This window comes from Candidatus Pelagibacter sp. PS_11 (genome assembly GCF_059417975.1).
In genome coordinates this window covers 459,242-478,355 of record NZ_CM182075.1, presented here as the reverse complement: position 1 = coordinate 478,355, position 19,114 = coordinate 459,242, and the positions used below count along the sequence as shown (strand labels likewise).

Below are 19,114 nucleotides of genomic sequence, written 5' to 3'. Positions count from 1 at the left end.
ATTAAATTTTTATCTCCACATCAACACCTGATGCTAAATCAAGTTTCATTAAAGCTTCAACAGTTTGAGGTGTTGGCTCTATAATATCTATTAATCTTTTGTGTGTTCTTGTTTCAAATTGCTCTCTACTTTTTTTATCAATGTGAGGACCTTTTAAAACGGTGTATCTTTCAATTCTAGTTGGTAAAGGTATTGGTCCTTTTATCGTGGCACCTGTTCTTTTTACAGTATTTACAATTTCTTCTGTAGAGGCATCTAGAATCTTATTGTCGTATGCTCTTAATTTAATTCTTATATTTTGTTTTTCCATAATGATTAGCCTGCAATCTTTTTAGTTACTTCATCCTGAACATTTTGTGGGACTTTAGAATAATGGTCAAAAAACATAGAATATTGAGCTCTACCTTGAGACATTGATCTTAAACTATTTATATAACCAAACATATTAGCTAAAGGAACCATCGCAGTGATAACAGTTGCGTTCCCTCTTTGCTCTTGAGTACTAATTTGTCCTCTTCTGCTGTTTAAGTCTCCAATAACATCTCCCATGTAATCTTCAGGTGTAACAACTTCAACTCTCATTACTGGTTCTAATAATTTTAATGTTCCTCTTGTGCAAGCTTCTTTAAAACAAGCTCTTCCTGCTAACTCAAAAGCTAAGACACTTGAGTCAACATCATGATGTAAACCATCTAGTATTGTTACTTTATAATCAATCATAGGAAATCCAGCTAGAATTCCACCATCTGAAATTGTTTCAATTCCTTTTTCAACACCTGGGATAAATTCTTTTGGGATGGCCCCACCTTTAATTTTACTTTCAACTAATCTTCCAGAGCCAGGTTCTTGCGGTTCAACTAAAAGCTTAACTTTTGCAAACTGTCCAGCACCACCACTTTGTTTTTTGTGAGTGTACTCAAATTCAGAAGTATTTTGTAAAGTTTCTCTATAAGCAACTTGAGGGGCTCCTACATTTGCTTCTACTTTGAATTCTCTTTTCATTCTATCAACGATAATATCTAGGTGTAATTCTCCCATACCTTTAATAATAGTTTGTCCTGACTCTTCATCAGAGGTAACTCTAAATGAAGGATCTTCAGCTGCTAATCTACCAAGTGCTTCACCCATTTTTTCTTGGTCAGCTTTTGTTTTGGGTTCAACTGCAATTTCTATTACTGGTTCAGGGAATTCCATTGGTTCAAGTAATACAGGATTATTTTCATCACATAATGTGTGCCCTGTAATAGTATATTTAAGGCCGGCCAGAGCAACTATATCACCAGCATTAGCCTCTTTAATATCTTCTCTAGAGTTTGCATGCATTAATAACATTCTACCAACTCTCTCCTCTTTGTCTTTTGATGTGTTGTAGACAGCTGTACCAGTTTTAATTGTACCAGAATAAATTCTAATAAAAGTAAGAGATCCAACAAATGGATCGTTAGCAACTTTAAAAGCTAACGCAGAAAAAGCTTCTTTATCGTCAAATTTCATATCAATTTCATCTTCAGAACCAGGTTTTGTACCTTTAATAGATCCAATATCGATTGGACTTGGAAGATAGTTAATTGTTGCATCAAGCAATGGTTGCACACCTTTATTTTTAAAAGCAGAACCGGTAGTTATTGGAACAAAAGTAAAATTTAATGTTCCTTTTCTAATGCATTTAATCAAATCTTCTTCTTTAATTTCTTCTCCATTTAAATAAGCTTCCATCAGTTTCTCATCTTGCTCTACAGCTAACTCTACTAATTCTGTTCTATATTTTTGAGCAAGCTCTTTTAAATCGTCTGGTATTTCTTTGTATTCCCATTCTGCTCCTAGAGCTTCATTTTTCCAAACTTGAGCTTTCATTTTTACTAAATCAACAACACCCACTAAATCTGCTTCAATTCCGATAGGAATTTGAATGGGTAGAGGTGTGCAACCCAGTCTATCTTTAATCATTTCAACACATCTATAGAAATCAGCACCTGTTCTATCTAATTTATTAACAAAACATATTCTAGGAACCTTATACTTGTCAGCTTGTCTCCAAACTGTTTCTGATTGAGGTTCTACACCTGCAACACCATCAAAAACACAAACAGCACCATCTAAAACTTTAAGTGATCTCTCAACTTCAATGGTAAAATCTACGTGGCCAGGGGTATCAATAATATTAATTCTATGATCGTTCCAGAAACAAGTTGTTGCTGCTGATGTAATTGTAATACCTCTTTCTTGCTCTTGTTCCATCCAATCCATTGTTGCAGCACCATCATGTACTTCACCAATTTTATGACTTTTTCCTGTGTAATATAAAATTCTTTCGGTCGTAGTGGTTTTACCAGCATCAATATGGGCCATGATACCAATGTTTCTGTACTTATTTAATGTATGTGTTCTAGCCATAATTTATTACCACCTAAAATGAGCAAAAGCTTTATTTGATTCTGCCATTTTATGTACATCTTCTCTTTTTTTAACTGCAGAACCTTTTTTTTCATAAGCATCATACAGTTCGTTAAAAATTTTATCTGACATATGTTTGTCTTTTCTTTTTCTAGAAGCATCAACTAACCATCTAATTGCTAGTGCTTGTGCACGTTTAGTTTTAACTTCAACAGGAACTTGATAAGTTGCACCACCTACTCTTCTAGATCTAACTTCTACAGTTGGTTTAATATTATTTATTGCTTCATTAAAAACATTAATGGGCTCTTCTTTTGTTTTTGATTTTATTTTTTCTATAGCTTCATAGACAATTTTTTCAGCAACTACTTTTTTGCCGTCGTACATTATTGAGTTAATTAATTTAGGGATTATTGTAGAATTAAATATTGGGTCTGGAGTAACAACTTTTTTGGGTTGTGTTTTTTTTCTAGACATAATTATTTACCTTTTTTAGTTCCATACAAAGATCTACGTTTCTTTCTATTTGCAACACCTTGTGTGTCTAGGTTTCCTCTAAGGATATGATAACGAACACCAGGTAAATCTTTTACACGACCGCCCCTAATTAAAACAACTGAGTGTTCTTGTAAATTATGACCTTCACCACCAATATAAGCTGTAACTTCAAAACCATTTGATAGTCTAACTCTAGCAACTTTTCTTAATGCTGAGTTGGGTTTTTTAGGAGTTGTTGTGTAAACTTTTACACAAACGCCTCTCTTCAAAGGTTGTTTCTGAAGTGCAGGAACTTTATTCCTAGCAACAGGTTTAATTCTTTTTTTTCTTAACAACTGGTTAATAGTTGGCATAATTTTTTTTAATTAATTAATATATTTTTGAGTGAAAATAACTGACAGGTTATTTTGTGGCAGCGTTTAGTTCCGTAAAGTAGGTACTACATTCCAACCAAAAACAGCGTCAAAATACTATTAAATCTCTGATTGTCAAACTAAAACTACAAGTTAAACGTGTTTTTTTTATTAATTTGCTGGAGTTTCTGTAGTCTCTAAAGGCTCAATTTTCTCTTGCTCAGCTAAGAATTTATTATCAGCATCAATGGCATTCTTGTTCCATTTATTCTTAATGTGACCTGTTCCAGCTGGAACTAATCTACCTACAATAACGTTCTCTTTTAAGCCATTTAATGGGTCAACTTTACCTTTAATTGCAGCATCAGTTAAAACTCTAGTAGTTTCTTGGAATGAAGCAGCAGAAATAAATGACTCAGTTTGAAGTGAAGCTTTAGTAATACCCATTAAAACTCTTTCACCAGATGCTGGATTCTTTCCTTCAGCAACTAGTTTTTCATTTGTATTATCAAACTTAATTCTGTCAATCATTTCACCTGGTAAGTAAGACGAATCTCCTGACTCTTTGATTTCAACTTTTTTAAGCATTTGTCTTAATATCGTTTCGATATGTTTGTCGTTAATAATTACACCTTGTAACCTATAAACTTCTTGTACTTGATTAACAAAGTATTCTGTTAAATCTTTTATACCAAGTATTCTTAAAATATCATGAGGTAATGGTTGTCCATCTAAAAGATACTCACCTTTTTTTATTTTTTCACCTTGGTTAAAATTAATATGTTTACCTTTTGGAATTAGATAGTTTGAAGGTTCACCATTATCTGGTTGAATGGAAATTCTTTGTTTTCCTCTAACTTCTTTACCAAATAAAACTTGGCCATCATTTTCTGCAATTATTGCGCTATCTTTTGCTTTTCTAGCTTCAAATAATTCTGCAACACGAGGTAATCCTCCAGTAATATCTTTTGTTTTAGTAGTTTCTTTTGGAAGTCTAGCTATTATGTCACCAGCAAATATTTTTTGACCATCTTTCACTGAAAGAATTGAATCTGGAACCAAATAATATCTGGCTTCATTATCGTCAGCTTTTTTAATAACATTACCTTTATCATCTCTTAAAGTAATTCTTGGTTTCAAATCTGTATTTTTAGATTGAGCTCTCCAATCAATAACTGATTTAGATGAAATTCCTGTTGCATCATCAGTTGTTTCTTGAATTGAAACACCATCAATTAAATCTACATAACCAGCTATACCACTTTTCTCTGCGATAACTGGAGTTGTATAAGGATCCCATTCACAAATCTTTTCATTTGCTTTTACTTTATCACCATTCTGGAAAAATAATTTCGAGCCGTAAGCAACTTTATAAACAGCAACTTGAACTCCATTATTATCTTCAATTGATAATTGAGTGTTTCTTCCCATTACAATTAAATTTTTCTTAGAATCTTCTAGTAAGTTAGAATTTATAATTTTTAAAGTTCCAGCTGTTTTTGTTACGATCTGAGATTCTTGTTTAACAGAAGCAGTACCACCAACGTGGAAGGTTCTCATTGTTAATTGCGTACCTGGTTCACCAATCGATTGAGCTGAAATCATACCAATTGCTTCACCAACATGAACCATTTTTCCTCTAGATAAATCTCTTCCATAACAAGTAGCACAAACACCAAGTTTAGAGCTACAAGTCATAACTGAATAAGCTTTGATAAATTTAACACCAGCTGCATCAATTTTATCGCAACCAGCTTCATCAATCATTGTTTCTTTTTTAATAACTACTTCGCCAGTGATTGGATTTTTTACATCGAAAGCTGTAACTCTTCCAAGTGCTCTTTCTGATAAACTAACAACAACATTTCCACCTTCCAAAATTTCTGCTAATTCAATAAACCCTGGATTATCACACTTAATTTTAGATATAGTAAGATCTTGAGCTACGTCACAAAGTCTTCTTGTTAAATAACCCGAGCTTGCAGTTTTTAGGGCTGTATCAGCTAAACCTTTTCTGGCTCCGTGTGTTGAGTTAAAATATTCTAGGGCAGTTAAACCTTCTTTGAAATTAGAAATAATTGGTGTTTCGATAATTTCTCCAGATGGTTTTGCAATAAGACCTCTCATACCAGCCAACTGTTTCATTTGCGCAGCTGAACCTCTAGCTCCACTATCTGCCATCATAAATACTGAGTTAATCTTCATGCCATCAGGAGTACTTTCCGTAGCCGAAATACCTCTCATCATTTCACCAGCAACTTTATCTGTACATTTTGACCAAGCATCAACAACTTTGTTATATTTTTCACCTCTAGTAATTAAACCTTCTGAATATTGATTTTCATAATCTGCAATTAATTTTTTAGTATCTTCAATTAGTTGTCCTTTATTTACAGGTATAACCAAATCATCTTTACCAAAAGAAATACCAGCTTTAAATGCATGTTTGAAACCTAAATCTTTTAAATGATCGCAAAATATAACAGTAGTTTTCTGACCACAAAATCTAAATACACTATCAATAATTTCTGAAACAGTTTTTTTAGGAAGCAATCTATCAATCATTGAAAAAGTAATATCTTTATGTTTTGGAAGTAAGTTAGCTAATAAGAATCTTCCAGCAGTCGTAGTGTGTTTTTCAACTCTTTTGTTGCCCTTCTCATCTAATGTTTCAAATCTAGAAACAATAGTAGAGTGAACTTTTATTTGACCTGTAGATAGTGCATGTTCAATTTCATCATTATTTATGAAGTAACCATCTGGCTTTTCAGTTTGAAAAGGCGCTTGAGATAAATAGTAAAGACCTAAGATCATATCCTGACTGGGTACTATTATAGGTTTACCGTTTGATGGACTTAAAATGTTATTTGTTGATAACATTAAAATTCTTGCTTCTAGTTGAGCTTCTAAACTTAGAGGTACGTGAACAGCCATTTGGTCACCATCAAAGTCAGCATTAAAGGCCGCACAACATAAAGGATGAAGTTCAATTGCATCTCCTTCAATTAACTTAGGTTCAAAAGCTTGAACCCCAAGTCTGTGAAGTGTAGGTGCACGGTTTAATAAAACTGGGTGTTCTCTTACAATAAGTTCTAGTGCATCCCAAACAGCATTAGTTTCTTTTTCAACTAATTTTTTTGCTTGTTTGATTGTAGAAGCTAATCCTAGTTTATTTAATCTAGCATACAAGAATGGTTTAAATAATTCTAAAGCCATCTTCTTAGGTAAACCACATTCATGTAATTTAAGGTCTGGCCCTACAACGATTACAGATCTTCCTGAATAATCTACTCTTTTTCCTAGTAAGTTTTGTCTAAATCTACCTTGTTTACCTTTAAGCATCTCTGCTAAAGATTTAAGTGGACGTTTACCGGTTCCAGTAATTACTCTTCCTCTACGACCATTATCAAATAATGCATCAACAGATTCTTGAAGCATTCTTTTCTCATTTCTAACAATAATATCTGGAGCCTTTAAATCCATTAATCTCTTAAGACGATTATTTCTGTTTATAACTCTTCTATAAAGATCATTAAGATCTGATGTAGCAAATCGTCCACCATCTAATGGAACTAAAGGTCTTAATTCAGGTGGTATAACTGGTATTACAGTTAAAATCATCCATTCTGGCTTTTGACCAGTTTCAATAAATGACTCGATCAATTTAAGTCTTTTAATTGATCTTTCTTCATTAACTTTTGATTTTGTTTCTTTAATTGTGTTAATTAAAAGCTTTCTTTCAAGCTCAAGATCCATTGATTTAAGAATAGATAAAATTGCTTCAGCTCCAATTCCAGCTTCAAAAGACTCTTCACCAAACTCGTCTTGGTATTTTGCTAATTCTTCTTCATTAAGTAATTGATTTTTTTGAAGACCGGTTAAACCAGGCTCAATAACTATGAAGTTTTCAAAATAAAGAACTCTTTCAACTTCTTTTAACTTCATGTCAACAGCTAAAGAAATTCTACTAGGTAAAGATTTTAAAAACCAAATGTGTGCAACAGGAGTAGCAAGGTTTATGTGACCCATTCTCTCCCTTCTTACATTAGATTTTGTTACCTCAACTCCACATTTTTCACAAATAATTCCTCTAAACTTCATACGCTTGTACTTACCGCACAAACATTCGTAATCCTTTATAGGTCCAAAAATTCTAGCACAAAACAAACCATCTTTTTCTGGTCTAAAAGTTCTATAGTTAATAGTTTCAGGTTTTTTAATTTCACCATATGTCCAAGATTTAATTTTTTCAGGGCTAGCTAAAGTAATTTTAATGCTATTAAAATTTTGTGCTTCCGAAACTTCACTATTTTTAAATAAATCTGTTAATTCTTTTTTCATATTTAATTTAACTCTATGTTTAGTGCTAATGATTTAATTTCTTTAACTAGAACGTTGAATGACTCTGGAATTCCAGACTCAAAATTCTCTTCACCTTTAACAATCGTTTCGTAAACTTTAACTCTTCCAGCAACGTCATCTGACTTGACTGTTAAAATTTCTTGTAATGTGTACGAAGCTCCATACGCTTCAAGAGCCCACACTTCCATTTCACCAAATCTTTGTCCACCAAGTTGGGCTTTACCACCCAATGGCTGCTGTGTAACAAGACTATAAGGACCAGTAGATCTTGCATGAATTTTATCTTCAACCAAGTGATGCAGTTTAAGCATATAAATAATACCAACGGTTACAGGTCTATCAAACATTTCACCTGTTCTACCATCCCATAAATTAGTTTGACCTGAAGTAGGTAATTTTGCTAACTCAAGCATTTCAGAAACATCTTTTTCTTTAGCTCCATCAAATACTGGAGTTGAAATAGCTATACCATTTTGTAAGTTTTCACATAAATCTGAAAATTCAGTTTTGTTTAATTTCTCAATACCGCCATCAAACACTTCTTTACCATAAACAGATTTTAGGAATGATGAAATTTTTTCAGTTTTTTCAAATTTTTTATTATTTTCATTAACTAATCTTTTAACTTCTTCACCAAATTCTTTACAAGCCCAACCTAAGTGAGTTTCTAAGATTTGACCTACGTTCATACGACTTGGAACTCCAAGTGGATTTAATACAATGTCAACAGGTCTTCCATCTTCTCTATAAGGCATATCTTCAACAGGGACAATTTTACTGACTACACCCTTGTTTCCGTGTCTACCTGACATTTTATCACCTGGTCTTAATCTTCTTTTAATCGCAACAAAAACTTTTACCATTTTCATAACACTTGGTAATAAATCATCACCACTTCTAATTTTTAAAACCTTATCTTCAAATCTTTCTTGAATATCTTGTTTTGCTTGATTGTATTGATCTTTTAATTGAGCAATACTCGCTTCATCATTAACATTACCTACTGTTATTTTGAATACATCGTTAATATTAATTTTATTAATTGTCTCAAGATCAAGTTTGGTACCTACGTCTAAATCTTTTATTTTTTTAGTTAAAGAAGCTCCTGATAAAATTTGATTAGCTCTTTGTTTTATGCTTCTTTCTAGAATTTCTTCCTCTACAATTTTGTCTTGTTGAACAGTATCAATTTCTGCTCTTTCAATTGTAATAGATCTTTCATCTTTTTCTATACCATGTCTATTAAATACTCTAACATCAACAACCGTTCCACTGCTTCCTCTAGACATTTTTAATGATGTGTCAGTTACATCGATTGCTTTTTCTCCAAAAATAGATCTTAATAATTTTTCCTCAGGTCCAGATGCTGAATCTCCTTTAGGTGTAACTTTACCAACTAATATATCGCCAGCTTTTACTTCAGCGCCTATATAAACAATTCCAGATTCATCAAGGTTTTTTAGGGCTTCTTCATTTACATTTGGAATATCTCTAGTGATTTCTTCTTCACCCAATTTTGTATCTCTAGCCATAACTTCATATTCAACAATATGAACTGATGTAAATACATCATCTGTGACACATCTTTCTGATATTAAAATAGAATCTTCAAAATTGTAACCTTGCCAAGGCATAAATGCTACTGTCACATTTTTTCCGAGTGCTAGCTCACCTAGTTTAGTAGATGGTCCGTCAGCAATAATATCTCCTGATTTAACTTTATCACCTACTCTAACAAGTGGTTTTTGGTTAATACATGTATTTTGGTTTGATCTTTTAAATTTTTGCAGGTTATAAATATCCACACCAGATTTAGTGAAATCCGTTTCTTCAGTTGCTTTGATGACAATTCTTTTTCCATCAATTTTATCAACTGTACCATCACGACTAGCAACAATAGTTACACCAGAATCAAGAGCAACATCACTTTCAATTCCAGTACCAACTAAAGGAGACTCCGGTTTTAATAAAGGAACCGCTTGTCTCATCATGTTAGATCCCATTAGAGCTCTGTTCGCATCATCATTTTCTAAGAAAGGGATTAGAGAGGCTGCAACAGAAACTAACTGTTTAGGTGAAACATCAATATAATCAATTTTACTTGGATTTGATAAAACGAAGTTTAAATTTTCTCTACAAGGAACAAGTTCTTCTAAAATTTTTCCAGATTTATCTATTTTTGCATTAGCTTGAGCAATTGTATATTTTGTTTCTTCCATCGCTGAAAGATATTCAACTTTATCTTGAACTACACCGTTTAGAACTTTTTTATAAGGACTTTCAATGAAACCATACTTATTAATTTTAGCATAAGTAGATAAGCTATTAATCAAACCAATGTTCGGTCCTTCAGGTGTTTCAATTGGACAAATTCTTCCGTAATGAGTTGGATGAACGTCACGTACTTCAAACCCAGCTCTTTCTCTAGTTAACCCACCTGGTCCTAAAGCAGAAACTCTTCTTTTGTGTGTAATTTCTGATAATGGATTTGTTTGATCCATAAATTGAGAAAGTTGTGAACTTACAAAAAAATCTTTAAGAGAAACTGTTAATGGTTTTGCGTTAATCAAATCTTGTGGCATTGCTGATTCAATATCAAGAGTTGTCATTTTTTCTTTAATCGCTCTTTCCATTCTGTAAACACCAATACGTGCTTGGTTTTCAACAAGTTCACCTACAGATCTTACTCTTCTGTTGCCTAAGTGATCAATATCATCAACTTCATCTTTACCATCTCTTAAATCTAACATTTTATGAACGATAGCAATTATGTCGTCATTTCTTAAAATTGTAATTTTATCAGAACATTCAAGGTTAAGTCTCGAGTTCATCTTAACTCTACCAACATCAGAAAGGTCGTATCTATCTGAACTAAAGAACAAGTTGTTAAATATCTGTGTAGCAATCTCAACTGTTGGTGGTTCACCTGGTCTTAAAACCTTGTAAATTTCAGTAATTGCATCATTTTTTGAATTATTTTTATCATTTAAAATTGTTGTTAATAAATAAGGTCCTTTATTAATAGAATTAGTAATAGAAATTTCAATTGAGCTAATATTAGCTTCTAAAATTTGCTTAATAATAGTGTCATTTAACTCTGTACCTATTCCAAAAGTACCTTCTTCTTCATCATCACTAACTTTAACTTCATTATGCAAATATTTTCCAATTAAAGACTCTTGAGATACAAGAATGTCTTTAAGTCCATCTGAAGCTAACTTTTTAGCAGTTAAAAAATTAATTTTATCCCCAAGCTTAATTACTACATTTCCTGTTTTAACGTCAGTAACTTCTTCAGAAAAATTTTTTGCTTTGTAATTTTCAGGATTAAATTTTGTTTTCCATTTACCTGTTTTCGCATCAAATGAATAAGTGTCTTTATCATAAAACTCATCCGCTATTTCTGATTTAGTTAAACCTAAAGCCATCAAAAGAGTTGAAGCAAATATTTTTTTCTTTCTGTCAATCTTAAAATATAAAAAATCTTTAACATCATATTCTAAATCTAACCAAGATCCTCTGTTAGGAATAACTCTACAATTAAATAATAATTTACCACTTGCATGTGATTTGCCTTTATCATGATCAAAGAAAACACCCGGACTTCTGTGCATTTGGTTTACAACAACTCTTTGAACACCGTTTGTTATAAAAGTTCCACTATCAGTCATCATAGGTACTTCACCCATATAAACTTCTTGCTCTTTGGCAGATAAAATATCTTTAGTATTATTTTCTTGGTCAATTTCGTAAACAACCAATCTTAAAGTACATTTTAATGCTGACGTAAAAGATAATCCTCTTTGAATACATTCTTCGGTATCAAATTTTGGTTTTTCAAGTCTATAAGAAACGTATTCTAATGTTGCTTTATCATTTAGATCTTCTATCGGAAAAATACTTTTAAAAACTCTATCAAATCCTTTTGATAAATCCCCAGCATCACTGTCAAAATCAGTAAGTTGTTTGTATGAATTTTTTTGAACTTCAATTAAATTTGGAATAGATAAAGTTTCAGAAAGCTTTCCAAAGCTTTTTCTTACATTTTTCTTTTGAGTAAAAGATAATTGCATTTAATACTAATCACTGATTAATAAATTAACCAGTTATGAAATCTTTCTAATTAATTTATTTAAGTTCTACTTTTGCGCCAGCTGCTTCCAACTTAGCCTTGATCTCTTCAGCGTCTTTTTTGTTTACACCAGACTTAACTTCTTTTGGTGCACCCTCAACTAAATCTTTTGCCTCTTTAAGACCTAAAGATGTTGCTGCTCTAACTTCTTTAATAACATTAATTTTTTTATCACCTGCAGAAATTAACATGATTGTAAAATCATCTTTTGCTTCTTCAGCTGCACCACCTGCTGCTGCTGCTGGTGCTGCTGCAGCCATAGCTGTAACACCCCACTTTTCTTCAAGCTGTTTTGAAAGTTCAGCTGCTTCAACGACAGTTAAACTTGATAAGTCTTCAATAATTTTGTTTAGATCAGGCATATTTTTTTATACTCTTTAGGTTGTTTTTTAAGAATTTTCTGGGCTCAAACTACTCATTTTTTCGGATCGTGCAAGTAAAATACTTACTAATTTTGATGCTGGTGTAGCCAAAATTCCGACAAGATTAGCTCTTGCTTCATCAAGTGTTGGTAAATTTGCTACATTTTGAACTGCAGCTTGGTCTAATACCTCATTACCCATAATTCCACCTAAAAGTTTCAAACTTTCGTTTGTTTTGGCAAATTTAGATAAAATTCTAGCTGATATTATCGCGTCATTAGAAAAAGCAACTGCAGTAGCGCCTGTAAATAAATTTGATAGCTCCTTACACTTAGTTTTTTCTAGTGCAATTTTTGTAATTCTATTTTTTGTTATAGTGAACTTAATGCCATGTTCTCTCATTTGCGCTCTAAGTTCATCAAGTTGAGACATTGTAAGTCCTTGGTAGTGAGTTACCATTACAGCTTCGTTATTCTGAAACTGTGTTTCCATTTCACTAATATAATTCTTTTTTTGTTCCTTGTTCATCATAACTATATAGCTTTTCCTAATTTAACTTTATACGAAACACCCATGCTTGACGTTATAAAAGTATTTTTTATTAAGTCACCTTTTAAAGTTAGGTTTCCTTTTTCTTTTTCTAAAGTATCTAAAATAGCATGAAAATTTTTAAGTAATTGATCATCATGGAAAGATTTCTTACCTATACTTACACCAATATTTCCATCTTTATCGTTTCTAATTTCTGCTTGTCCTGATTTAGCATTTGTTACAGCTTGTTTAATATCCTCTGAAACTGATCCTAATTTTGGGTTAGGCATTAATCCTTTTGGACCTAAAACTTTTCCTAGCTTAGATAATTTAACCATCATACCTGGTGTACAAATTAATTTTTCAAAATTAAGTTCACCTGCTTTAATTTTATCTATAAATTCGTCGCTACCAACTATATCTGCACCAGCATCTTTGGCTTCTTTGGCTTTTGTATCCTCACAAACAACAGCCACTTTCACTTTTTTACCTGTTCCACCAGGTAAGTTAACTACAGTTCTAATATTTACTTCACCTTTTTTTTGTTTGTTGTTTACTTGAAAACTCAAATCAATTGATTCATCAAATTTTGTAGTACAATTTTTTTTAACAGTTGTTAATAAATTTTCAATAACTTCAGCTGTTAAATCTTTTGTTTTTTCAGGTAATTGTTTAAATCTTTTTGATGGCATTAGTCTTTAACCTCTATCCCCATTGATCTTGCAGATCCTGCAATAATTTTTACCGCTTGCTCAAGATCGTGAGCATTAAGATCTTTCATTTTTTGCGTTGCAATTTCTTCTGCTTGTTTTTTTGTAATTGATCCAGCGATACTTCTGCCTGGTTCTTTAGATCCACCTTTAAGTTTAGCAGCTTCTTTAATAAAATGTGATGCTGGCGGTGATTTAATTTCAAAATCAAATTTTTTATCTTTATATACTGTGATAACTACTGGAATTGGTTTTCCAGCAAATGCTTTTGTTTTATCGTTAAAAGCTTTACAAAATTCCATTATATTAATTCCACGTTGACCTAACGCAGGACCAACTGGCGGTGCTGGATTGGCTTGGCCACCCATAATTTGTAACTTTATATATCCACTAATTTCTTTTGCCATTAACTTGCTTTCTCTACTTGGTTATATTCTAAATCAACTGGTGTTGGTCTTCCAAATATTGAAACTGAAACCTTAAGTCTTGATTTCTCTTCATCTATATCTTCAACCATACCGCTGAATGATGCAAAAGGACCGTCAACGACCTGAACTTTTTCACCAATGCTGTATTCTATACCAGATTTTGGCTGAGCTACACCATCTTTTATTTGGCCTAAAATCTTTTCTATTTCTTTATCAGAAACAGGAACTGGAATGCCCTTTGAACCTAAAAACCCACTTACACGCTTTAAGTTTTTAATTAAATGATAAAGATCATTATCCATTTCACTTTTAATCAAAACATAACCAGGAAAGTATTTCTTTTTTCTCTGAATTCTCTTTCCTCTTTTTACTTCTGTTACATCGTGTGTTGGAACAACAATTTCTTCAATTTTGTCAGAAATTTTTGCTTTTTCAGCTTCTTCCTTAATTAATCCAGCAACTTTATTCTCAAAATTTGAGTGAGATTGAACAATATACCAATTTTTCATTAAATACTTACCTTTAGTAAAGCTTCCAATAAAAATTTAAGTACTTGATCAAGAAGCAAAAAGAAAAGAGACATAATAACTGCCATAGCAAATACCATTAATGCACCTTGCATTGTTTCTTTTCCTGTAGGCCAAGAAACTTTAAAGGCTTCTTGTTTAACTTCTTGGATAAATTTTATCGGGTTTTTCATAATATACTGTTTAGCTTATTGGCAGGAGCGGAGGGAATCGAACCCTCAACCTCCGGTTTTGGAGACCGGCACTCTACCAATTGAGCTACACTCCTATAGAGTTTACTCTATAATTTTAGTTACTACTCCAGCTCCAACTGTTCTACCACCTTCACGAATAGCAAAGTTTAATTTTTCACTCATCGCAATTGGAGTAATTAATGTAACAGTGAATTTAGCGTCATCACCAGGCATAACCATTTCAGTTCCAGCTGGTAATGTAACTTCTCCAGTTACATCAGTTGTTCTAAAGTAAAACTGAGGTCTGTATTTAGTAAAGAATGGAGTGTGTCTTCCACCCTCATCTTTTTTAAGTACATAAGCCTGAGCTTCAAATTTAGTGTGTGGTGTAATTGAAGCGGGTTTACAAAGAACTTGTCCTCTTTGAATGTCATCTCGCTCAACACCTCTTAATAGAATACCCACGTTATCACCTGCTTCACCTGAATCTAAAAGTTTTCTGAACATTTCAACACCAGTACAAACTGATTTTTTAGTTGCAGTAACTCCTACGATTTCAACTTCTTCACCTGTTTTAATAACACCAGATTCAATTCTTCCAGTTGCAACAGTTCCTCTACCTGAAATTGAGAAAACATCCTCAACAGGCATTAGGAAAGGCTTGTCAATATCTCTAGTTGGTTGAGGAATAAATTCATCAACAGCTTTCATTAATTCTACAATAGAATTTTTTCCAATTTCTTCATCTCTGCCTTCAACAGCAGCTAATGCAGATCCTTTAACGATAGGAGTTTTATCACCAGGATATTTGTATGAAGTTAAAAGTTCTCTAATTTCTTCTTCAACAAGTTCGATCATATCTTTATCATCAACTTGATCTACTTTATTTAAGTAAACAACAATTGCAGGAATACCAACTTGTCTACCTAAAAGAATGTGTTCTCTAGTTTGAGGCATAGGACCATCAGCAGCATTAACTACTAAGATAGCTCCATCCATTTGAGCTGCACCTGTAATCATGTTTTTTACATAGTCAGCGTGACCTGGACAATCAACGTGTGCGTAGTGTCTTTTTTCAGTTTCGTATTCAACGTGAGCAGTTGAAATTGTAATCCCTCTTTCTTTTTCTTCAGGGGCTTTATCAATCTGATCGTAAGCAACAGCTTTTCCTCCACCAAGTTCTGCTAATGTAATTGTGATAGCAGCTGTTAATGTTGTCTTACCGTGGTCGACATGACCAATTGTACCGATGTTACAGTGTGGTTTATTTCTTACGAACTTTTCTTTTGACATTACGTTTTTACCTCAGTTTTAGTTTTATTAATAATTTCTTTTTTTCTTGGAGCGGGTAAAGAGAATCGAACTCTTACATCCAGCTTGGAAGGCTAGCGTTCTACCATTGAACTACACCCGCACAACATCAAGAATAACACTCCATTGTTATAAAAAATTTTATTGATTGGTGGAGGGGGAAAGATTCGAACTTTCGAAGACCGAAGTCAACGGGTTTACAGCCCGCCCCATTTGACCGCTCTGGAACCCCTCCTTTTTGGGGAAGTGTCCCCTTGCTCAATAAAGCTTCAAACAATATGCGTTTTATATATTTTTATTATGCAATTGCAACACGAGATTTACTGTGAAAATGGAGGAAAATACGTATAAAACAAAGATAATTTTATGAATAAATCATCTTTTTTAATCGTTGGTCAACATGCTGTAATTGAGGCTTTAAGAAACCCCAAAAGAAAGGTTTTAAAAGTTTTTTTAACGGAAGAAAGTAAAAAAAATATTCATAGAAAGAACCCGAAGAAAAATGTCCTGGAAGACGTTAAAGTCTATTTTAAATCAAAAAAAGAATTGGACAAGTATACTTCTAAAGATCAAATTATGCACGGTGGGTACATTGCAGAAGTTGAGCATATCGATCAACCCGACTTAAAAGAATTTATAAAAGGAAAAAATAAATTAACATTTGTTTGCATTGATGAAGTAACGGATCCTAGAAATATTGGATCGTTAATTAGAAGTGCTTCTTCATTTCATATAGATGGATTAATAGTTAAAGAAAGACAATTTCCGTCTGATAGTAAGCTTATGTATAAAGCCGCAAGTGGATGCATGGAGCATATTAATATTTTTGAAGTATCTAACATAAATTCAACACTTAAAAATTTAAGAGAAAAAAATTTTTGGGTTTATGGATTTGATGCAAGAGGAGAAAAAGACTTTACAGATATCAAATGGGAAGGGAAAAATGTTCTTTTGTTCGGATCTGAAGGTTTTGGTATGAGAGAGCATACTGGAAAGTACACAGATTTTTTTGTGAAGATTGACATAAATAAGGATGTAGAAAGCTTAAATATCTCAAATAGTGCAGCGATTGTGTTTCATCATTTAAGTTATTTGAAAAAAAATTCTTGATTAGTCTAAGATTTCTTAATAGAAATCGTTTATGCCCTTGTAGCTCAGCTGGTAGAGCAATTGATTTGTAATCAATAGGTCCGCGGTTCGACTCCGTGCGGGGGCACCATCACTTAATTATTTGAAGTTTCTTTACGTGTTTGTTCAATCTTTATTTTTTTGTGAAGACTGTTATTTTTATCATATAATAATTCAAAGCTAATTTTTTTATTGGCTTGAATTTTAATTGTCTTTGCATTTCTAACCTCAAAATTATCTGCAACAGCGCTAATAGGTCTTTTACTTGTATCTAAATTTTTTATTAAAATTTTAGATTTATCACTAATAATTGTACCCTTCCATCTTCTAGGTCTAAAAGGACTAATCGGCGTTACTGCTAATTTTCTTGAATCTAAATTTAAAATTGGTCCATGTGCTGATAAATTATAAGCTGTACTACCTGCCGGTGTTGAAACTAACACACCATCAGAGATTAGATTTTTAATAATATTTTTCTTATTAGCGGTAATTGAAATTGATGATGCCTGCTTACTTTGTCTTAATATTGACACCTCATTGATAGCTATTGATTTTTTTGTTTGATTTTTTTTATTAGTCACAGTCATTTGTATAGGATAAATCTTTACACTATTAGAGATATTCAAATTTTTAATAAAGTTTTCATTAGAAAACTTATTCATCAAAAAACCATAGTTCCCAGAATTAATTCCATAGAAAGGTTTTTTATATATATGTAATTTTTTTAAAGTTTGAAGCATGAAACCATCTCCTCCTAGAACAATTATTACGTTGGATTTTCTTAAAGATGTAATGTTAACTTTTTTAATAAGAATTGACTTAATCTTAAGGGAGACTTTGGTTTTATCAAATACTAAATATACTTTATCTCTCATTTAGTGGTGCCCTCGGCCAGACTCGAACTGGCACTCCAAAAAGGCACGGATTTTAAGTCCGTTGTGTCTACCAATTTCACCACGAGGGCATGTACTATTTTCATTTGTTTAACTGTTTTTATTTATAACTCAACTTCTTTTTGTTAACAAATCATATCAATATTTTAATTAAGCTTTTAATGCTTTTTTAAGAATACGATTATCTAAATTACAATCTTTATAACCTCTCTTTACAACATTTAAATATCGTTCTGTTGGATATGCAAATAAAGTTTTTTTAGTCATGGTATATGTCATTACTTTTTTACCATAATAAGTAAAATAATATTTTTTATATAGAACTGGATAATCTTCATAAACGTCTAATTTTTTTTCATCACTTTTAGATATTTCAAATAAAGCACCAGGAACAATTGAGTTTTTTTTAGGTTCTATATCAGCAGCTCTATATTTGCTTCTAAAGGTTAGTTTGAAATTAGTTAAGTTAATTTTTTTTAAAAAGACACTATCTTTGCATCTTCTTTTCATTTGAAAATGATTAAGATTACTTCCGTAAGCAAAATAAAGCATTAAACTATCTAACAACTACTTCTATTTTTTTTAGATTAACAAACTCTAATACTTCAGAACTACACTTATCAATTTTAAGTTGGTCTTCAGATCTTATTACTATTGATACGCCTAATTTTCCTGCATGAAAAAATGGGTAACTTCCAATTTCAACATCTTTATTGTTATCTTGAACATTGGTTAAAGAGTTTGCAATTTCACTTTCAACAGTTTTTAAACTTATTGTATGGCTTAATATTGGATCTCCCCCTACTATCTTGTTTTTTAATCCACCCAACATTGATTTTAAAATTGAAGGAACTCCCGGTAAGCAAAAAACGTTTTCTATATAAAATCCCGGGGCACCACTTGTTGGATTTAATATTAAATTAGCATTACGTGGCATCCATACCATTTTTTGTCGACCTTCATTAAATTCACCCACTTTGTAATAAGCTTCTAATATTTTAAAAGCTTCTTTGTGAATTTCATACTCAAGATTAAATGCTTTAGAAATAGACTGAGCAGTAATATCATCATGAGTTGGTCCTATACCACCAGTTGTAAATACATAATTATTAACTTTTCTTAAATGATTAACGGTCTCAATAATTGTATTTTCTATATCTGGAATAACCCTAACTTCGTTAACTTTTACACCAATTGAGTTTAGCCATTGTGCTATTGTGCTGGTATTAGTGTCTTGCGTTCTTCCAGATAGGATCTCATTACCTATAATAAGTATTGCTGCATTAAATTTTGTATTTTGGGTCATTATTAA

The 19,114-nt window shown here is 32.2% G+C and carries 17 protein-coding genes and 5 tRNA genes; 2 read left to right on the top strand and 20 right to left on the bottom strand.

Going from position 1 to position 19,114, the window contains the following annotated elements; all coding sequences use genetic code 11:
• Position 1 precedes the first annotated feature (1 nt).
• From rpsJ to AC5SLT_RS02450, 16 genes are all read right to left on the bottom strand, one after another.
• Entirely contained in the window at positions 2-310 is a 309-nt protein-coding gene (gene rpsJ / locus AC5SLT_RS02525) for a 30S ribosomal protein S10 (RefSeq protein ID WP_006996810.1), read from the bottom strand.
• Positions 311-315: 5 nt separating this feature from the next.
• Entirely contained in the window at positions 316-2,394 is a 2,079-nt protein-coding gene (fusA, locus tag AC5SLT_RS02520) for an elongation factor G (RefSeq protein ID WP_494592402.1), read from the bottom strand.
• A 6-nt stretch (positions 2,395-2,400) separates the two neighbouring features.
• Positions 2,401-2,871, bottom strand: coding sequence for a 30S ribosomal protein S7 (gene rpsG, locus AC5SLT_RS02515; RefSeq protein WP_006996808.1), 471 nt, complete (start codon positions 2,869-2,871; stop codon positions 2,401-2,403).
• Between the two features lie 2 nt (positions 2,872-2,873).
• Positions 2,874-3,245 carry a 30S ribosomal protein S12 gene (gene rpsL / locus AC5SLT_RS02510; RefSeq protein ID WP_006996807.1) on the bottom strand — a complete coding sequence of 124 codons (372 nt, stop codon included), beginning with the start codon at positions 3,243-3,245 and terminating at the stop codon, positions 2,874-2,876.
• Between the two features lie 171 nt (positions 3,246-3,416).
• Positions 3,417-7,586 (bottom strand): DNA-directed RNA polymerase subunit beta', encoded by a 4,170-nt coding sequence (gene rpoC, locus AC5SLT_RS02505; protein WP_006996806.1) that lies wholly within the window; start codon positions 7,584-7,586, stop codon positions 3,417-3,419.
• Between the two features lie 2 nt (positions 7,587-7,588).
• The gene (gene rpoB, locus AC5SLT_RS02500; RefSeq protein WP_494592400.1) at positions 7,589-11,680 is read right to left on the bottom strand and encodes a DNA-directed RNA polymerase subunit beta; all 4,092 of its coding nucleotides are present in this window, start codon (positions 11,678-11,680) and stop codon (positions 7,589-7,591) included.
• 55 nt (positions 11,681-11,735) lie between these two features.
• Positions 11,736-12,101 carry a 50S ribosomal protein L7/L12 gene (rplL, locus tag AC5SLT_RS02495; RefSeq protein ID WP_006996804.1) on the bottom strand — a complete coding sequence of 122 codons (366 nt, stop codon included), beginning with the start codon at positions 12,099-12,101 and terminating at the stop codon, positions 11,736-11,738.
• 27 nt (positions 12,102-12,128) lie between these two features.
• Entirely contained in the window at positions 12,129-12,629 is a 501-nt protein-coding gene (gene rplJ, locus AC5SLT_RS02490) for a 50S ribosomal protein L10 (protein WP_006996803.1), read from the bottom strand.
• Between the two features lie 5 nt (positions 12,630-12,634).
• A complete protein-coding gene (gene rplA, locus AC5SLT_RS02485) occupies positions 12,635-13,324 on the bottom strand; it encodes a 50S ribosomal protein L1 (RefSeq protein ID WP_494592398.1) in 690 nt (229 codons plus the stop codon).
• On the bottom strand, positions 13,324-13,749 hold the full coding sequence (gene rplK / locus AC5SLT_RS02480; protein WP_006996801.1) for a 50S ribosomal protein L11: 426 nt from the start codon (positions 13,747-13,749) through the stop codon (positions 13,324-13,326). Before rplK ends, rplA begins: the two co-directional genes overlap by 1 nt.
• Positions 13,749-14,279: a transcription termination/antitermination protein NusG gene (nusG, locus tag AC5SLT_RS02475; protein ID WP_006996800.1), complete on the bottom strand. Its 531-nt coding sequence runs from the start codon at positions 14,277-14,279 to the stop codon at positions 13,749-13,751. The genes rplK and nusG overlap by 1 nt, the downstream gene beginning before the upstream one ends.
• On the bottom strand, positions 14,279-14,470 hold the full coding sequence (secE, locus tag AC5SLT_RS02470) for a preprotein translocase subunit SecE (RefSeq protein WP_006996799.1): 192 nt from the start codon (positions 14,468-14,470) through the stop codon (positions 14,279-14,281). Before secE ends, nusG begins: the two co-directional genes overlap by 1 nt.
• 19 nt (positions 14,471-14,489) lie before the next feature.
• A tRNA-Trp gene (locus tag AC5SLT_RS02465) sits at positions 14,490-14,565 on the bottom strand.
• A 7-nt stretch (positions 14,566-14,572) separates the two neighbouring features.
• Positions 14,573-15,763, bottom strand: coding sequence for an elongation factor Tu (tuf, locus tag AC5SLT_RS02460; RefSeq protein WP_271563404.1), 1,191 nt, complete (start codon positions 15,761-15,763; stop codon positions 14,573-14,575).
• A 47-nt stretch (positions 15,764-15,810) separates the two neighbouring features.
• Positions 15,811-15,884 (bottom strand) — tRNA-Gly (locus AC5SLT_RS02455).
• 46 nt (positions 15,885-15,930) lie between these two features.
• Positions 15,931-16,016: transfer RNA gene (locus tag AC5SLT_RS02450), tRNA-Tyr, on the bottom strand.
• A 131-nt stretch (positions 16,017-16,147) separates the two neighbouring features.
• On the opposite strand from AC5SLT_RS02450, the gene rlmB reads away from it, so the two are divergent.
• A complete protein-coding gene (rlmB, locus tag AC5SLT_RS02445) occupies positions 16,148-16,891 on the top strand; it encodes a 23S rRNA (guanosine(2251)-2'-O)-methyltransferase RlmB (protein WP_018414179.1) in 744 nt (247 codons plus the stop codon).
• A gap of 33 nt (positions 16,892-16,924) precedes the next feature.
• Positions 16,925-17,000, top strand: a tRNA-Thr gene (locus AC5SLT_RS02440).
• A gap of 4 nt (positions 17,001-17,004) precedes the next feature.
• Here the strand turns inward: AC5SLT_RS02440 and AC5SLT_RS02435 are convergent.
• The 4 genes from AC5SLT_RS02435 to AC5SLT_RS02420 form a co-directional block, all read right to left on the bottom strand.
• Entirely contained in the window at positions 17,005-17,784 is a 780-nt protein-coding gene (locus AC5SLT_RS02435) for an NAD kinase (RefSeq protein WP_494592396.1), read from the bottom strand.
• Between the two features lie 4 nt (positions 17,785-17,788).
• Positions 17,789-17,873, bottom strand: a tRNA-Leu gene (locus AC5SLT_RS02430).
• A 79-nt stretch (positions 17,874-17,952) separates the two neighbouring features.
• Positions 17,953-18,354, bottom strand: a complete 402-nt coding sequence (locus AC5SLT_RS02425; RefSeq protein WP_011282161.1) for a gamma-glutamylcyclotransferase family protein — start codon at positions 18,352-18,354, stop codon at positions 17,953-17,955.
• A gap of 4 nt (positions 18,355-18,358) precedes the next feature.
• On the bottom strand, positions 18,359-19,108 hold the full coding sequence (locus AC5SLT_RS02420) for a competence/damage-inducible protein A (RefSeq protein ID WP_494592394.1): 750 nt from the start codon (positions 19,106-19,108) through the stop codon (positions 18,359-18,361).
• Positions 19,109-19,114: the final 6 nt, after the last annotated feature.

What these genes read in the sequence shown, in the direction of transcription:
- rpsJ (WP_006996810.1), bottom strand. Translation starts at nt 310, where the DNA reads ATGGAAAAACAAAATATAAGAATTAAATTAAGAGCATACGACAATAAG.
- fusA (WP_494592402.1), bottom strand. Translation starts at nt 2,394, where the DNA reads ATGGCTAGAACACATACATTAAATAAGTACAGAAACATTGGTATCATG.
- rpsG (WP_006996808.1), bottom strand. Translation starts at nt 2,871, where the DNA reads ATGTCTAGAAAAAAAACACAACCCAAAAAAGTTGTTACTCCAGACCCA.
- rpsL (WP_006996807.1), bottom strand. Translation starts at nt 3,245, where the DNA reads ATGCCAACTATTAACCAGTTGTTAAGAAAAAAAAGAATTAAACCTGTT.
- rpoC (WP_006996806.1), bottom strand. Translation starts at nt 7,586, where the DNA reads ATGAAAAAAGAATTAACAGATTTATTTAAAAATAGTGAAGTTTCGGAA.
- rpoB (WP_494592400.1), bottom strand. Translation starts at nt 11,680, where the DNA reads ATGCAATTATCTTTTACTCAAAAGAAAAATGTAAGAAAAAGCTTTGGA.
- rplL (WP_006996804.1), bottom strand. Translation starts at nt 12,101, where the DNA reads ATGCCTGATCTAAACAAAATTATTGAAGACTTATCAAGTTTAACTGTC.
- rplJ (WP_006996803.1), bottom strand. Translation starts at nt 12,629, where the DNA reads ATGAACAAGGAACAAAAAAAGAATTATATTAGTGAAATGGAAACACAG.
- rplA (WP_494592398.1), bottom strand. Translation starts at nt 13,324, where the DNA reads ATGCCATCAAAAAGATTTAAACAATTACCTGAAAAAACAAAAGATTTA.
- rplK (WP_006996801.1), bottom strand. Translation starts at nt 13,749, where the DNA reads ATGGCAAAAGAAATTAGTGGATATATAAAGTTACAAATTATGGGTGGC.
- nusG (WP_006996800.1), bottom strand. Translation starts at nt 14,279, where the DNA reads ATGAAAAATTGGTATATTGTTCAATCTCACTCAAATTTTGAGAATAAA.
- secE (WP_006996799.1), bottom strand. Translation starts at nt 14,470, where the DNA reads ATGAAAAACCCGATAAAATTTATCCAAGAAGTTAAACAAGAAGCCTTT.
- tuf (WP_271563404.1), bottom strand. Translation starts at nt 15,763, where the DNA reads ATGTCAAAAGAAAAGTTCGTAAGAAATAAACCACACTGTAACATCGGT.
- rlmB (WP_018414179.1), top strand. Translation starts at nt 16,148, where the DNA reads ATGAATAAATCATCTTTTTTAATCGTTGGTCAACATGCTGTAATTGAG.
- AC5SLT_RS02435 (WP_494592396.1), bottom strand. Translation starts at nt 17,784, where the DNA reads ATGAGAGATAAAGTATATTTAGTATTTGATAAAACCAAAGTCTCCCTT.
- AC5SLT_RS02425 (WP_011282161.1), bottom strand. Translation starts at nt 18,354, where the DNA reads ATGCTTTATTTTGCTTACGGAAGTAATCTTAATCATTTTCAAATGAAA.
- AC5SLT_RS02420 (WP_494592394.1), bottom strand. Translation starts at nt 19,108, where the DNA reads ATGACCCAAAATACAAAATTTAATGCAGCAATACTTATTATAGGTAAT.